The organism is Micrococcus sp. KBS0714 (assembly GCF_002008305.4).
In the GTDB taxonomy this organism is placed as follows: Bacteria; Actinomycetota; Actinomycetes; order Actinomycetales; family Micrococcaceae; genus Micrococcus; species Micrococcus luteus.
Map to the genome: position 1 here is coordinate 2,101,841 of NZ_CP042169.1, position 15,362 is coordinate 2,117,202.

Here is a 15,362-nt window from a genome sequence, read left to right on the forward strand (position 1 = left end):
GCACGTGTTCCGGGTCACAGGTCAAACCGCCGCGGCTTCCTGTCAGACGCCTATGCTCGATGGACATCCCCTCGCCGCGCGCCCGCGCGTCGCCGCCGTCTTCCCAGGAGCCCGTCCGCCATGGCCGCCGTCGACCCCGCCCCCACCGACGCGCGGGAGCGCCGGGACCTCGTCGTGCCCGTGCCCGGACCCGAGGACCCGCCCGAGCGGGCCTGGCTCGTCCTGCCCCACCGCCACCCGGTGCCGACGCTGCTGGAGGAGACGCGGGACGCCGTCGTGGGCCTGGCCGAGACGCTCGCCGCCGTGCTGCCGGTCACCGTGCTCGCCCACCCGCGCGACGCCGGGGCGGCGCGGCTGGTGCCCCCGGAGGTGGACCTGTTGCGCGCGCCCGTGGGCTCACCGCTGCTGGGCCGCACCGGGCCGAGCTTCGTCCGCCGCCCCGAGGGCCTGGCCGCCGTCGCCTGGCGCAGCGCCGCGGGACTGACCGGGACCGGGCCGCTCGACGGCGCGGCCGCGACGGCCGTGGCGGAGGCGGCGGGACTGCCGCTGCTCACCCCCCTGCTGTGCGCCCCGCGCGGGGCCTGGGTGAGCGACGGCGAGGGGACGGCCGTGGTGGCCGCGGACCCCGTGCTGGACGGGCGGATCAACGGCGCGTGGACCCCCGGCCAGGTGGCCGCCGAGTTCGCCGCCCTGCTGGGGATCACCCGGGTGCTGTGGGTGCCGCCGGCACCGCGGCCGGACACCGGGCCGTGGGGCGGGCCCGGTCACCTGGCCTCGTGGGTGCGCCTGCAGGGCGACGGCGAGGCCGCCGTGCACTGGCGCGGCGACCGGTTCAACCCCGAGCACCCGTACGCCGCGGCGGCGCTGCGCTTCCTGCAGGGCGCCGACGACGCCGCCGGCCGGCCCCTGCGCGTGCGCACGGTGACCGGGGCGGCGCAGCCCGCCGAGTACGACCCGGCCGAGCGGGGCCCCCGCTCCCTCCTGGACACGCTGCCGCTGGGCGCTGCGGTGCTGCGGCCGGCGTTCGAGGACGCCGCGGGCGAGGAGGCCGCGGCCGCCGCGTGCGCGGCACTGCACCCGGGGCGGCCCCAGCTGTCGTTCCCCGCCCCGCCGCTGCTGCGGCTGGCCGGCGCGCTCAACGACCTGGTGCTGCTCCAGCCCCGCCCGTGACCTCGTCGGTCGCGGGGCCGTCGTCGTCCCCGCCGTCCGTCGGGGCGCGGTCCTCGTCCTTCCCGTGCGCGTCCGAGCGCCAGGCCGCCGGGCGCAGCCGTTCCAGGAGCGAGGACTGACGGCGCTCCATCCCCTTCAGGTCCGAGGCGATGAGCGCGTTGATCCAGCGGGCGTTCGGGTCGGCGTCGATCAGCACGGCCTTGGCCAGCAGCGTGCAGGGCAGCGCGAGGATGGCGCCGAGCGGGCCGAGGACCCAGGCCCAGAAGAGCAGGGAGAGGAAGCTGACGGTGGGGATCACGCCGATCGCGTCGCCGGCCACCTTGGGCTGGATCACGGACTGCAGCACGAAGTTCAGCACCGAGTAGCTGACCACCACCCACAGGAAGTCGGACCAGCCGCCCGCCGCCAGGCCCAGGACGGCCGGCGGCAGCAGGCCGATGATGAAGCCGATGTTCGGGATGTAGTTGGTGAGGAAGCTGAGCACGCCCCACACGAGCGCGAGCGGCACGCCGATCAGCATGAGGGCAATCACGTCCAGCACCGCCACGATCAGGCCGAACACCGTGGTGACCACCCAGTAGCGGCGCACGCCCTGGGCGAACTCGACCAGGGCGTGGCCGAACTCGTGGCGGGCGGTGCTGAGCAGGCGGACGCGGCGTTCGACGTCCATCGAGTCCATGGCCAAGAAGAACATGCCCATGATCACGGTGACGAGCAGGCCGAAGACCGCGTAGACGTTCGTGGCGATCTTCGTGATGGCGCTGACGGCCGTCCCGGTGACGGCGCTCATGTCGATCGAGGCCAGCTGCTGGGACACCATGTCCGGGGTCACGCCGCGCTCGTTGAGCCAGTGCGAGACGTCCAGGACGATCTGCTGGAAGCGGTCCGCGTACTTGGGCAGCTCCGCCACCAGCTCGAGGCCGGACCACACCATCATGCCCCCGAACACGGCCATCACCGCGACGACCAGCAGGACGGTGGTGGCGGCCCCGAGCACGGGGTGCAGGCCCCGGCGGATGAGCCAGGCCTGCAGGGGGTAGGCCACGATCACGAGGTTCAGCCCCAGGAACACAGGCGCCGCGATGGAGGCGATCCCCTGGAAGAACTGCACCACCAGCACCAGGCCCGCGAGCGTCAGGACGATCACCAGCATGCGCGGCCACATGCGGTGGGGGCGGCGGATGTCCCAGTCGGAGGCGGGGCTGGACGAGGCGGGCGGCGGGGTCACCCCCGCGGGCTGTGCGGCGCTCACGCGGGCAGTCTATGCGCGGGCCGGACGGGGTAGGGTCGGGACCAGTCCACATCGACAGGGGAGCGCCCGCGCGGCGCTGAGAGTGCGGTCCGCCGCAGACCCTCGAACCTGCTCCGGTCCGCACCGGCGAAGGAAGTCGAGTCTCCCGGTCGACGTCGTCCCGGGATTCCGGTGGCGGCCTCGTCCCGGCCCCTCTGCCGTCCCAGAGGAGAACCGCCATGTCCCGCACCCCGCACCGCGCCCTCGCCGCCCTCTCAGTGGCCGCCCTCGCCCTCACCGGCTGTTCGGTGTCCGGCTCGTCCGGCGACGGGGCGTCGTCGTCCGCCGCCGGCGCCGGCGGCGAGCCGACGACGGTGACGATCATGACGCACGACTCGTTCAACCTGCCCCAGGAGCTCGTCCAGAAGTTCGAGCAGGAGTCCGGCTACACCCTGAAGACGACGGCCCCCGGCGACGCCGGCAGCGTGGTGAACCAGCTCCTGCTGGCCAAGGACGAGCCCACCGTGGACGGCGTCTACGGCGTGGAGGACCACTCGGCGCACCGCCTCGTCCGCGAGGGCGTCGTCGCCGAATACACCCCGCAGGACCTGCCCGCCTCCGCACAGGACCGGATGGTGGAGGACCGCATGACCCCGGTGGACCAGGGCCAGGTGTGCTTCAACACGGATCCGGCATGGTTCGAGGCCCACGACGTCGAGGCCCCCACCTCGATCGACCAGCTCGACGACCCCGAGTACGCGAAGCTGACGGTCGCCACCTCCCCCGTGGCCTCCTCCCCCGGCCTGGCGCTGCTCGCGGCCACCACGGAGAAGTACGGCGACGACGGCTGGCAGGACTGGTGGCGGGGCCTGAAGGAGAACGGGGGCAAGGTCGCCGACAGCTGGTCCGACGCCTACAACTCGGACTTCTCCGGCGGCGAGGGCAAGGGTCGGTTCCCGGTGGTGCTCTCCTACTCCTCCTCCCCCGCGTTCGCCCCCGAGACCGAGGTGATCGAGGACTCCTGTACCCCGCAGGTCGAGTACGCCGGCGTGCTCGAGGGCGCGAAGAACCCCGAGGGCGCGCAGGCGTTCGTGGACTTCATGCTCACCGAGGAGGTCCAGTCCGCCCTGCCCGAGTCGATGTACATGTACCCGATCGACGAGTCGGTGCAGCTGCCCGAGGAGTGGGCGCAGAACGCGCCGCTCGTCGAGGACGCCATCACCCCGGACCCCGCCCGCATCGACGAGCGCCGCGAGGACCTGCTGAAGGAGTGGACCGCCCTGGCCGAGGCCTCCCGGCGCTGATGTCCGCGCTCACCGAGGTCGCGGCCCCCGGCACGGACCTGCCGCGCCGGCGGGCCCGCGGCCGGGGGGACGGGCTCGGCCCGTGGTGGCTGGTGGCCGCCGTCCTGCCGGTCGCCTTCCTGCTCGTCTTCTTCGCGTGGCCCGTGGCGGCCATGCTCTGGCGCGGGATCGGCGGCGACGCCGACGCGTTCACCGGCGCCGTGGACCTCACCGCCTTCGGGGAGACCCTCGCCCGCGAGCGCACGTGGCGCATCCTCGGCCAGACGCTCGGGATGGCCGCCGCCGGCACGGTGGTCTCGGTGGCGCTCGGCCTGCCGACCGCGTTCGTGCTGCACCGGCGTCGCGTCCCGGGGCGGGCCGTGCTCCGCGCCCTCGTGCTCGTGCCGTTCGTGCTGCCCACGGTGGTGGTCGGCGTCGCGTTCCGCGCCCTGCTCGCCCCCGGCGGACCGCTGGGCTTCACCGGGCTGGACCAGACGACCACCGCCGTCGTGCTGGCCATGGTCTTCTTCAACGTGTCCGTGGTGGTGCGCCAGGTGGGCGCGCTGTGGAACGCGCTCGACCCGCGCCAGACCGAGGCCGCCCGCACCCTGGGCGCCTCGCCGTGGCGGGCGTTCCGCACCGTGACGCTGCCCCAGCTCGCCCCGGCGATCGCCGCGAGCGCGGCGCTGGTGTTCCTGTTCTGCGCGTCCGCGTTCGGCATCGTCCAGACGCTCGGCCGGCCCGGCTACGGCACGCTCGAGTCGGAGATCTGGGTGCAGACCTCCGTCTACCTGGACCTGCGGACCGCGGCGGTGTTCTCCGTGCTGCAGTTCGCGGTGGTGCTGGTCGCCGTCGTGGTCTCCGGCGTGACGGCGGCGCGCACCCAGCGGGCGCTGCGCCTGCGGGAGACGCCGCCGGCCCGGCTCACGCGCGCGGACGCGGTCCCGGTGGCCGTGATGCTCGCGGTGGTGGCGCTTGTGGTGGCCCCGATCCTGACGCTCGTGGTGCGCTCCTTCCACACCCGCCATGGCTGGGGGTTGGGCAACTATCGGCTGCTGTCCACGAGCGCGGGCAGCGGGTTCGTGGGCGGGTCGACGCCGGCCCGGGCGCTCGAACAGTCCCTGCGGGTGGCCGTGGACGCCACGCTCGTGACGCTCGTGGTGGCCGTGCCGCTGGCCCTGCTGCTGACCCGGCCCTTCCGTTCACGCGCGGCGCTGGCGGCCCAGCGGGCCCTCGACGGCGCCCTGCTCCTGCCGCTCGGGGTGTCCGCGGTGACCGTGGGCTTCGGCTTCGTCGTGTCCCTGCGGGCCGCGTTCCCGGAGCTGGCGGCCTCGGGCGTGCTCGTGCCGCTGGCCCAGGCGGTGGTGGCGCTGCCGCTCGCGGTGCGGGCGCTCGTGCCCGTGCTCGCGGCGGTGGACCCGCGGCTGCGGGAGGCCGCGCGCACCCTCGGGGCGGGCCCGTGGCGGGTGCTGGCCACGGTGGACGGCCCGTTCCTCGCCCGCGGCGTGGGCGTGGCGGCGGGCTTCGCGTTCGCGGTGTCCCTGGGCGAGTTCGGGGCCACGAGCTTCCTGGCGAGCCCGTCCGCGCCCACCCTTCCGGTGCTGATCGCCCGGCTGCTGGGCCGGCCGGGCGCGGACAACTACGGGATGGCGCTCGCGGCGGCCACGGTGCTGGCCGTGCTGAGCGCCGGGATCATGCTGGTGTGCGAGCGGCTGCGCCCCCGGGGCCCGGCCGGGGCGGGAGGTCTGTGATGACGCCGACGACGACGGGGGCCTCCCTCCGGCTCCGGGACGTGGCGATCCGCTACCCGGACGGCTCCACCCCCGTGCGGGGGACGGACCTGGACGTGGCCGCCGGGGAGATCGTGGCGCTCGTGGGCGCCTCCGGCTCGGGCAAGTCCACCATCCTGCGCGGGATCGCCGGGCTCGAGGACGTCGTGGCGGGCACGGTGGAGCTCGACGGGCGGGACGTGGCGGCGGTGCCGACGCACCGCCGGGGCGTGGGGATGGTGTTCCAGGACGGGCAGCTGTTCCCGCACCGGACCGTGGGCCGGAACGTGGCGTACGGCCTCGAGTCCGCCGGCTGGGACCGGGCCCGGCGGCGGGCACGCGTGGCCGAGCTGCTGGACCTGGTGGGCCTGACCGAGCTCACGGACCGGCCCGTGCAGCGGCTCTCCGGCGGGCAGGCCCAGCGCGTGGCGCTCGCCCGGTCGCTGGCCCCGGCCCCGCGGGTGCTCCTGCTGGACGAGCCGCTGTCCGCGCTCGACGCGGACCTGCGCCGGCGCCTGGCCGAGGACATCCGGGCGGTGCTGCGGGCGGCGGGGACGACCGGCGTCGTCGTCACCCACGACCTCGCGGAGGCCGCCGTGATGGCCGACCGCACCGTGCGCCTCGGCGCGGGGGGACGCATCGCGGCGGAGGAGGACGGCCCGGCGGTAGCCTCTCAGGCATGACCCCGCCCGCACCCCGCCCCCGGCTGACCGCCCAGGACGTGGTGGACGCCGCCGTCGGGATCCTGCAGGACTTCGGCATGGGCGACCTGTCCATGCGGCGCGTGGCCGGGGTGCTGGGCGTGCAGGCCTCCGCGCTGTACTGGCACGTGCCGGACAAGCAGTCACTGCTGGCGCGGGTGGCGGACCGGATCGTCGCCGAGGCGGAGGAGACCGTGCGCGCCCGCCGCGTCACGGACCTGGCGGGCCGCGCCGAGGCCGCGGAGGCCGCCCTGCTGCGGCACCGGGACGGGGCGGACGTGGTGCTCTCCGCCCTCGCGCTCGGGCTGGGCGGCCTCGGCCTGCACCGTCTGCTCACCGAGGCGGCGGACACCCCGGAGGACGGGGAGCGGGCCCTGGCGCTGCTGCTGGGCACCGTGTCCCTGCGGCAGCAGCGCGCACAGGCGCAAGCGCTCGGCGTGGCGACCGGCCCGGACGTGCAGCGGCACCGCACGGACCCGCTCTGACCCCTCGTCCGACGCCGCCGCGCGGGAGGCCGAGGAGAGGAGACCTGCCTCCTCACAGGTGCGCTCGGTAAGGTCGCCCAGAGCAGAACAGGTCGGGACGGGTCGTCCCCTTCGTCCACGGCGATCCCGCCCGACCGCCGCAGTACCAGCATGGCCCGCCGGACCCGGCTCACAGTTCCGGCGCGGTCCCCTTCGACACAGCCGGCGAAGCCATGGGAGCACGGATCAACCACCCGCGGACGGTCGTGGACCGGACGCTGCATCACGACGTCGAGCCCGCACACCCCGCGGCGCTCGTCGACGTGGGCTGGGACTTCCGTGGCCCGGGCGCCAAGGCGGAGGAGCAGCACCGCCCGCTGCGCGTGGTCCGTGCCCGCCGGCCTCGGGGCACCCCGCGGGACCGGAACGGCGTCGACCTCACGCGCACCGGCCCCGTCGTCCCCCGCCCCTCCCCGCCGCGCACCCGGATCCGCCGGGACGGCGTCCGCGTGGTGGCCAGCCCGCTGGCCATGCTGCCCGGCGTGGACCACGGCCCCGCCCTCCGCCTGGACCTGCATCCGACGACGGGGGGCATCGTCTACGTGGCCCGCGAGCTCGAGCTGCGCGAGCTCGGCGACGACGTCCGCGGCCACGTCTACACCGGGATGGTCGGCACGGCGCATCTGAGCGTCTTCTGGTCCACCGTCACCGTCGACCTGCCACCGGAGCGCCCGGTGATCGTGCGGCTGCGCTCGGACCGGGACGCCGAGCTGCTCTCCCTGCTCGAGGTCCTCGCCCCCGTGGACACGCGCGTGGTCTCCTACCGGCTCGACGAGTCCCCCGTGGGCACGCAGCGCTCCAGCTACCTGCTGCCGGACGTGGACCCGGAGACGGTCGCCCAGACGGGCGCGGCCCGGATCCCGCTCGAGGCCATCGAGGCCGCCCAGGAGGAGGAGGACGCGCTGCGCCGCTCCTCCGGCGTCTTCCTCTCCCGCCGCCGCACGGACCGCTTCCTGCGCCGCAACCTGCCCGGGGTGACCCACAGCCTCACGTTCGCGGACGAGGCGGACGTGACGGACGTGTACGTGGACGGCTCCGTGCTGCGCGGCTCCCGCATCGGCGGGGCGGCCGCCGTCGCCGGGCCGAGCATGTGGGCCGTGCAGGCCGTGGCCGGGGCCACGATGCCGCTCGAGGTGGAACTCGAGGCGCTCGTGCTGGGGCACGTGATCTGCGCGTGGGCGGGCACCCCCGGCGGCCGGGTCACCATCCACTCGGACTCGCGCGCCGCGCTGGCCCTGCTCAACGCCGCCCGCCGCGAGCGGCTCACCCTCGGCGGCGCCCGGGGCGAGCGCATCCGCCGCACCCTGCGGCGCCTGCTGGCCGCCGTCGACCTGGCGCAGGCCGCGGACGTCCAGGTGGACACCACGTGGGTCAAGGGCCACGTGGGCGTGCACGGCAACGAACTGGCCGACGACCTCGCCCGGGCCGCCGCCCGCCACGCCAGCGTCGGCACCCCCGAGGGGGACCTGCCCGAGCGGATGGGGCAGCTGATCCAGCTCCGCGTCGAGGACGACGCCGCCGGCTGACCCCGGCCCCCGATTCCCCGTCCTCCGCCCCAGCCTCTAGGGTGGGGCTGTGGAAGCGACAGTGGAACAGATCACAGCGGCCATCACGGCCCTCAACGACAAGTACTGGTACGTCGTGATGGCGCTGCTCTTCGTGGCCGGGGTGTGGTTCACCATCCGGACCGTGGGCGTGCAGGTGCGCATGCTCCCGGAGATGCTGCGGTCGGTGACGGCCAAGTCCCAGACCGGGTTCGAGAACGACGGCGTGAGCCCGTTCCGCGCCTTCACCATCTCGGCGGCCTCGCGCGTGGGCACCGGCAACGTGGCCGGCGTGGCGATCGCGATCGTGATCGGCGGCCCGGGCGCCGTGTTCTGGATGTGGCTGCTGGCGATCATCGGCGGCGCCACCGCGTTCGTCGAGTCCACGCTGGCCCAGCTGTACAAGCAGAAGGGCTCGGACGGCTACTTCGGCGGCCCCGCGTACTACATCCGCGACGGCCTGGGCGCGAAGTGGCTGGCGGCCGTGTTCGCCGTCGCCATCACCGTGACCTACGGCTTCGTGTTCAACGCCGTGCAGTCCAACTCGATCTCCGAGTCCGTGCAGGCCAACTGGGGCGCGTCCTCCACCACCGCGTGGATCGTGGGCCTGGGCCTGGCCGCCCTCACCGGCCTCGTGATCTTCGGCGGCGTGCGCCGGCTCTCGGCCGTGACCAACGTGCTGGTCCCCGTGATGGCCACGTTCTACATCTTCCTGGCCCTGATCGTGATGGTCGTCAACATCACCGAGGTCCCGGGCATGATCGCGCTGATCGTGGGCCACGCGTTCGGCCTGCGCGAGGTCGCGGGCGCCGCCGTCGGCATGACGATGGTGATGCAGGGCGTGCGCCGCGGCATGTTCTCCAACGAGGCCGGCATGGGCTCCGCCCCGAACGCCGCCGCCACCGCGGCCGTCTCCCACCCGGCCAAGCAGGGCTTCGTGCAGTCCCTGGGCGTCTACTTCGACACCCTGATCGTGTGCTCGGCCACCGCGTTCGTCATCCTGCTCTCCAACCCGGCCTACGGACGCGGGGAGGCGATCGGCATGCAGGTGACCCAGGGTGCGCTCCAGCAGGCCGTGGGCGCGTGGGCCGGCCCGGCGCTGACCGTCATCATCTTCTTCCTGGCCTGGTCCTCCGTGCTGGGCAACACCTACTACGGCGAGGCCAACATCCGGTACCTGGCCGGCCGCCACGCGGGCCCGGCCATCACCGTGTTCCGCGTGCTCGTGCTGGTGTGCGTGGTCGGCGGCGCGCTCGGCTCCGTGGCGCTGGTGTGGAACCTCGCGGACACGTTCGCGGCCCTCATGGCGACCATCAACCTCGTGGCGATCATCCCGCTGGGCGGGCTGGCCGTGAAGCTGCTCCGGGACTACGAGCGCAAGCTCAAGGCGGGCATGAATCCGGGCTTCCACATCTCCGACCTGCCCGAGGCGCGGAACGTGGCCCTCTGGAGGGACGAGCCGAAGACCTCCCCGCTCCAGGACTGACGCCCCCGCCCGCGCGTTTCGAGGCGGGATATCGACCCCATCCGGCTGCCGCGGGCGGCCGTGGGGTGGATATCCCGCCTCGATGCATGAGGAGGCCCGGTCTGGACACCGTGCGGGGGTCGGCGCCTAGGTTGAGGCGCACCCGACCGGCCACGCACGAGTGGCCGGCACGACGTCCGAGGAGGACACCATGGGCATCCTCTCCAGCCTCACCCGCACTCTCGGCGGCGGTGGCCGCCGCTCCAGCCGACCCACCATCGGTGCGCACATCGGCCGGTCCCCCGGCTTCGGCCGGCAGGCCCGCTCTCAGGGACGCCGGTCCAGCGGCCTGGGCGGTGCCCTCCTGGGCACGCTCGGCGGTCTGGCGCTGCGTGAGCTCTCGCGCCGCGGCGCCGGAAGCACGACGCGCGGGCGCAGTTCCGGTGCGTACCGCGGCGGCTTCGGGCCCTCGGCCCGGTCCACGGGCGGCCTCGGCACCGGCCTGCTGGGCGGGCTGCTCGGCGGGGCCCTCGCCTCCCGCGGCCGGTCCGGTGCCGCCGGCCGACGCACGGCGGGTGGCCGCCGGACCATGGGCGGCGGCTTCTGACCGCTGCGACGGTGCGGAGTCGCCGCTGAACGGCATCACCGCGGAGCGGACACGAGACGGGGCGGGCACCGACGGATCGGTGCCCGCCCCGTGGTCGTGGTGTGCCGGTGGCGTGCCCGAGGGGTCTGCGCCGCGGCTCAGCCGAGGCCGGCGACGCGGCCCAGGATGAACAGCAGGACGCCGATGACCACGAGGGCGATGATCAGCCCGAGCACGATCTTGCCCGCCGAGCGCTCGCCGGTCTGCTCCACGTCCATGCCCGGGTTGCTCGGGCCGACGCCTGCGCCCTCGGCTGGGGGCGTGTCGCCGTCGAACGCGGCACCGGAGGTCTCGTCCGTCGCCTCGCGTGCGCGCCGGGCGTCCTGGGGGTCGGGGGTGTGCGGGGTGGCCATGGCCGGTTCCTCTCGTCTCGGCGGCACGGGTGCATGCCGCTGGTCCTTACGCTAGGCCCGGGGCAGGGGGTCCTGACCAGGGTATGGCGACGCCCGCCCCAGCGCTTTCGTGGCCGAAACGGCGCGCCCCGAGCCGCTTTCGTTGACGAAACGGCGCCCTCCACGCCGCCGCGACGGATCCCGTCACACTCTTGATCGTTGGATGTCCAAGCAATAGCGTGATCGGCGTCACGTCCCCGCCGTCCGGAGGAGCCCCCATGCCCGAGGCCTACATCATCGACGCCGTCCGCACCCCCGTGGGTCGCCGAGGGAAGGGGCTCGCCGGCGTACATCCCCTCGATCTGGCGGCCGCGCCGCTGCGCGAGCTCGTCGCCCGCCAGGACATCGACTCGGCCGAGTACGACGAGGTCATCCTCGGCTGCATCGACCAGCTCGGCCCGCAGGCCATGGACGTGGCGCGCAACGCCTGGCTCGCGGCCGGGCTCTCCGAGGACGTCCCCGGCACCACGGTCGAACGCCAGTGCGGCTCCGGCCAGCAGGCGGTCCACTACGCCGCGCAGGCCATCATGAGCGGGACGGCGGACCTCGTCGTCGCCGGTGGCGTGCAGTCCATGTCCGCGATCCCGCTCTCCCTGTCCAACACGGCCGCCCGCGAGCTCGGCTTCCCCGACCCGTTCACCGGCTCCGAGTCCTGGGCCGCCCGCTACGGGGACGAGGAGATCTCCCAGTTCCGCGGGGCCGAGATGATGGCCCGGCACTGGAACCTGGACCGTGACGCCCTGGAGGAGTTCGCGGTCCGTTCCCATGAGCGCGCGCTCGCCGCCCAGGCCGACAGTCGCTTCGACCGCGAGATCCTGCCCCTCGCCGGCCTCACCGCGGACGAGGGCCCCCGCACCCCGGACGCCGCGAAGATCGCCTCGCTCGACCCGATCGTCCCCGGCGGGCTGCACACCGCGGCCACCGCGTCCCAGATGTCCGACGGCGCGGCCGCCCTCCTGCTCGCCTCCGAGGAGGCCGTGCGCCGCCACGGCCTCACCCCGCGAGCCCGCATCCACCACCTCTCCGCCCGCGGCGCCGACCCCGTCATGATGCTCTCCGCCCCGATCCCGGCGACGGCGTACGCGCTCGACCGCATGGGCCTGACCATCGACGACATGGACCTCGTGGAGATCAACGAGGCGTTCGCCGCCGTCGTGCTGGCCTGGCTGACCGAGACCGGCGCGGACCCGGCGAAGGTCAACGTCAACGGCGGGGCGATCGCCCTGGGCCACCCCATCGGCGCCACCGGCGCCCGCCTGATGACCTCCCTGCTGCACGAGCTCGAGCGCAGCGGCGGCCGCTACGGCCTGCAGACCATGTGCGAGGGCGGCGGCCAGGCCAACGTCACCGTGATCGAACGTCTCTGACCCATCCCCCGGAGGTTCCCATGCCCGACCAGATCACCCACCCCACCGACGCCGCCGCCCACCCCTCCCCCGCCCCGGAGGACACGATCGGCCGCGTGTTCGCGCGCGCGGTCGCCCGCTCCCCGCAGGCCGTCGCCCTCCGATTCGAGGACCGGGACTGGACCTACACCCAGCTCCGGGACGGAGCGCACCGTGTGGCCCGCCGCCTCCAGGACACCGGCCTGCCGGCCGGCACCCGGGTGGCGGCCTACGCCACCAACTCGGACGCCTACGCGCTGCTCTTCCTGGCCTGCGTCACGGCCGGCTACGTGCACGTGCCCGTGAACTTCGCGCTCAAGGGCGGCGAGCTCGCGCACGCCCTCGAGGACTCCGGCGCGGAGCTGCTCGTGGCCGACGCCGGCATGCTCGAGCGGGTCGACCAGGTCCGGGCCGAGGGCCGCGCGTCGGCTCTGCGGCACGTGTGGACCATGCTCCCCGCCGGCCACGCCGAGCCCTCCGTGCTGGAGACCGCCCGGGACGAGACGTTGGACGCCGCCGCCCCGGAGGCGGAGGTGTCGGCCACCGACCTGGCCCAGCTGCTCTACACCTCCGGCACCACCTCCACTCCCAAGGGCGCCATGATGTCCCACCGGGCGCTCGTGGCGGAGTACCTCTCCTCGATGATCGCGCTGGACTTCACGGCCGAGGACCGCCCCCTGGTGGCCATGCCGCTGTACCACTCGGCCGCGATGCACGTGTTCCTGCTCCCCTACCTGAGCCTCGGCGCCACGGTGCGCCTGCTGGCCGCCCCGGACATCCCCCGGATGCTCGAGCTCGTGGAGACCGAGCACATCGGCTCCCTGTTCCTGGCGCCCACCGTCTGGGTGCCGCTGGCGAACCATCCGGACCTGGCCACGCGTGACCTCTCCTCGCTGCGCAAGGCCCAGTACGGGGCCTCGATCATGCCGGTGACCGTGCTGCAGCGCCTCCGTCAGAGTCAGCCGGGCATCGGCTTCTACAACTGCTTCGGCCAGTCCGAGCTGGGCCCCCTGTGCACGGTGCTGCGCCCCGAGGAGCACGACGCGCGGCCGGCCTCATGCGGCCGCCCCGTGTTCCACGTGGAGGCGCGGGTGATGACGGCCGACGGCGCCCCCGCCGCGCCCGGCGAGCCCGGCGAGATCCAGTACCGCTCGCCGCAGCTGCTCTCCGGCTACTGGAACCGCCCGGATGCCACCGCGGACGCGTTCACCGACGACGGCTGGTTCCGCTCCGGCGACCAGGTCACCCAGGACGCGGCCGGCTACATCCAGGTGGTGGACCGCATCAAGGACGTCATCAACACGGGCGGCGTGCTGGTCGCCCCGCGCGAGGTCGAGGACGCCATCTACGAGCTCGACGAGGTGGCCGAGGTCGCCGTCGTCGGCCTGCCGGACGAGCGCTGGATCGAGGCGGTGACCGCCGTCGTCGTGCTCAAGGAGGGCGCCGAGCTGACCGCGGAGACCGTGCGTGCCCACGTGAAGGAGCGGCTGGCGGGCTTCAAGGTGCCCAAGCGCGTGGACTTCGTGGCGGAGCTGCCGCGGAACCAGTCGGGCAAGCTCCTCAAGCGCGCGCTGCGCGCCGAGCGGACGCAGGAGGCCCGGTGACGCGCACGCAGAAGCCGACCTACGACGTCGTCACGCCCCTGGACGTCGACTACCTGGACGCGTTCGGGGAGGCCACGGACGAGGACCGCGCGCACTGGGACCGCGCCCGCGCCTACGGCCGGGAGGTGCTCGAGCGGATCGACGGGCACTGGGACCGGGCGGAGTACCCGTTCGACCTGGTGGCGCGGGCGGGCGAGCTGGACCTGCTCACCGACGGGCTGGAGGTGCCGGGGCACGCGGTGATGTCCCCGTTGGCGGCGGGTCTGGTGGCGATGGAGATCTCCCGGGCGGACGGGTCGATGGCGGCAGCGGCGGCGGTGCAGGGCGGGCTCGTGCTGCGCGCCCTGGTGCACTGCGCGAGCCCGGAGCAGAAGGAGCGGTACCTCGAGCCGGTGGCGCGCGGCACGCTGCCGGGCGGGTTCGCGCTCACGGAGCCGCTGCACGGTTCGGACTCGGTGTCCCTCGAGACGTCCGCGCGGCCCGACGGCGCCGGCGGCTGGGTGCTGAACGGCGCCAAGAAGTGGATCGGCAACGGGGCCGCCGGGGGCATCACGATCGTGTGGGCGCGCGACACCGAGGACGGCCAGGTCAAGGGGTTCGTGGTGGAGCAGTCCACGCCCGGCTACGAGGCCGAGGTGATCACGGGCAAGGGCGCGCTGCGGGCCATCCACCAGGCGGAGATCACGCTGACCGACGTGCGGGTCGGCGACGACGCCCGGCTGCCGGACGTGGCGACGTTCAAGGACGCCGCGCGCGTGCTGGTGGCCACCCGCGTGAACGTGGGCTGGTCCGCGCTGGGCCACGCGACCGCCATGTTCGAGGCCGCACTCGCGTACGCCCGGCAGCGCGAGCAGTTCGGCAAGCCGCTGGGAGCGCACCAGATGGTGCAGGAACGGCTCGCGCAGATGCTGGACGAGGTGACCGCGATGCAAACCCGCTGCGTGGCCGTGGCCCGCCTGCAGGCGGCGGGGCGGCTGCGCGACGAGCAGGCGTCCCTGCTGAAGTACGCCTGCACGCGGGGCGCGCGGCGGGTGGCGCAGATCGCCCGCGACATGCTCGGCGGCAACGGCATCCTCCTTGAGCACCGGGTGATGCGGCACTTCGCCGACGTCGAGGCGCTGCACACCTACGAGGGCACCGAGTCCGTGCAGGCGTTGATCCTCGGCCGGGACCTGACCGGGATGAGCGCGTTCGCGTGAGCGCCTCCCTCAGGGCGCGGAGACGACCCCCACGCCCACCCGGGGCAGGCTGCGGTCCACGACCAGCTCCAGCCGACGTTCGTGGAACCGTGCGCCGAGCAGCTCCTCGAGGTCCTCGACGAGGTGCACCGTGATGGTCTCGATGACCGCCGCGGTGTCCTCTCCGTCCCGCAGGATGCAGTCCACCTCCAGCTCCGGGGCGGAGGGGGTGCCGGTGATGGCGAACCTCGCCTCGGCGACCTCGGGGAACACGGTGACGGCCCGCGCGGCACTCATGGCCAGGCGGGCGCAGCGCTGACGGAAGGCGGCGGGCTGGGGCGCCGGGGACTCGAGGACGGGCGGGACGGCGGACAGGGTCCGCCCCATGGCCTGGGGGGCCTCCAGCGTTGCTGTCATGACATTCCTCTCGCCGCGGCCCGGGCGCCCCCTCACAGAGATCGCCGTGACCT

14 protein-coding genes and 1 riboswitch are annotated in these 15,362 nt (G+C 74.4%); of the genes, 11 read left to right on the top strand and 3 right to left on the bottom strand.

Going from position 1 to position 15,362, the window contains the following annotated elements; translation table 11 throughout:
• Positions 1–120: 120 nt before the first annotated feature.
• Positions 121–1,170: an agmatine deiminase family protein gene (locus B1A86_RS09630; protein WP_138976816.1), complete on the top strand. Its 1,050-nt coding sequence runs from the start codon at positions 121–123 to the stop codon at positions 1,168–1,170.
• Here B1A86_RS09630 and B1A86_RS09635 read toward each other — a convergent pair.
• Entirely contained in the window at positions 1,136–2,422 is a 1,287-nt protein-coding gene (locus B1A86_RS09635) for an AI-2E family transporter (protein WP_078025500.1), read from the bottom strand. The two genes, B1A86_RS09630 and B1A86_RS09635, sit on opposite strands and share 35 nt — an antisense overlap.
• 46 nt (positions 2,423–2,468) lie before the next feature.
• A riboswitch (TPP riboswitch) is annotated at positions 2,469–2,574 on the top strand.
• A 66-nt stretch (positions 2,575–2,640) separates the two neighbouring features.
• Between B1A86_RS09635 and B1A86_RS09640 the strand changes: the two genes are divergently transcribed.
• The 7 genes from B1A86_RS09640 to B1A86_RS09670 all read left to right on the top strand — a co-directional run bounded on the left by B1A86_RS09640 (position 2,641) and on the right by B1A86_RS09670 (position 10,294).
• A complete protein-coding gene (locus tag B1A86_RS09640; protein WP_078025499.1) occupies positions 2,641–3,705 on the top strand; it encodes a thiamine ABC transporter substrate binding subunit in 1,065 nt (354 codons plus the stop codon).
• Entirely contained in the window at positions 3,705–5,435 is a 1,731-nt protein-coding gene (locus tag B1A86_RS09645) for an iron ABC transporter permease (protein WP_078025498.1), read from the top strand. Before B1A86_RS09640 ends, B1A86_RS09645 begins: the two co-directional genes overlap by 1 nt.
• Positions 5,435–6,136 (top strand): ABC transporter ATP-binding protein, encoded by a 702-nt coding sequence (locus tag B1A86_RS09650; protein WP_036316162.1) that lies wholly within the window; start codon positions 5,435–5,437, stop codon positions 6,134–6,136. The genes B1A86_RS09645 and B1A86_RS09650 overlap by 1 nt, the downstream gene beginning before the upstream one ends.
• Positions 6,133–6,639: a TetR family transcriptional regulator gene (locus B1A86_RS09655; protein WP_036316161.1), complete on the top strand. Its 507-nt coding sequence runs from the start codon at positions 6,133–6,135 to the stop codon at positions 6,637–6,639. Before B1A86_RS09650 ends, B1A86_RS09655 begins: the two co-directional genes overlap by 4 nt.
• A gap of 212 nt (positions 6,640–6,851) precedes the next feature.
• Positions 6,852–8,204, top strand: a complete 1,353-nt coding sequence (locus B1A86_RS09660) for an RNase H family protein (RefSeq protein WP_078025497.1) — start codon at positions 6,852–6,854, stop codon at positions 8,202–8,204.
• Positions 8,205–8,265: 61 nt separating this feature from the next.
• On the top strand, positions 8,266–9,708 hold the full coding sequence (locus B1A86_RS09665; protein WP_036317627.1) for a sodium:alanine symporter family protein: 1,443 nt from the start codon (positions 8,266–8,268) through the stop codon (positions 9,706–9,708).
• Positions 9,709–9,898: 190 nt separating this feature from the next.
• Entirely contained in the window at positions 9,899–10,294 is a 396-nt protein-coding gene (locus B1A86_RS09670) for a hypothetical protein (RefSeq protein WP_036317637.1), read from the top strand.
• Between the two features lie 137 nt (positions 10,295–10,431).
• Here B1A86_RS09670 and B1A86_RS09675 read toward each other — a convergent pair whose 3' ends face one another.
• Positions 10,432–10,686: a DUF6480 family protein gene (locus tag B1A86_RS09675; protein WP_036317625.1), complete on the bottom strand. Its 255-nt coding sequence runs from the start codon at positions 10,684–10,686 to the stop codon at positions 10,432–10,434.
• Between the two features lie 257 nt (positions 10,687–10,943).
• Between B1A86_RS09675 and B1A86_RS09680 the strand changes: the two genes are divergently transcribed.
• Genes B1A86_RS09680 through B1A86_RS09690 form a run of 3 tightly spaced genes read left to right on the top strand, consistent with a single transcriptional unit; the run spans position 10,944 to position 14,913 of the window.
• Entirely contained in the window at positions 10,944–12,092 is a 1,149-nt protein-coding gene (locus B1A86_RS09680) for an acetyl-CoA C-acetyltransferase (RefSeq protein ID WP_078025496.1), read from the top strand.
• A gap of 20 nt (positions 12,093–12,112) precedes the next feature.
• Positions 12,113–13,714 (top strand): fatty acyl-CoA synthetase, encoded by a 1,602-nt coding sequence (locus B1A86_RS09685; RefSeq protein WP_078025495.1) that lies wholly within the window; start codon positions 12,113–12,115, stop codon positions 13,712–13,714.
• Positions 13,711–14,913 (top strand): acyl-CoA dehydrogenase family protein, encoded by a 1,203-nt coding sequence (locus B1A86_RS09690; RefSeq protein ID WP_078025494.1) that lies wholly within the window; start codon positions 13,711–13,713, stop codon positions 14,911–14,913. The genes B1A86_RS09685 and B1A86_RS09690 overlap by 4 nt, the downstream gene beginning before the upstream one ends.
• A 9-nt stretch (positions 14,914–14,922) precedes the next feature.
• On the opposite strand, the gene B1A86_RS09695 is transcribed toward B1A86_RS09690, so the two are convergent.
• Positions 14,923–15,309 carry a hypothetical protein gene (locus B1A86_RS09695; protein ID WP_051050341.1) on the bottom strand — a complete coding sequence of 129 codons (387 nt, stop codon included), beginning with the start codon at positions 15,307–15,309 and terminating at the stop codon, positions 14,923–14,925.
• Positions 15,310–15,362 lie beyond the last annotated feature (53 nt).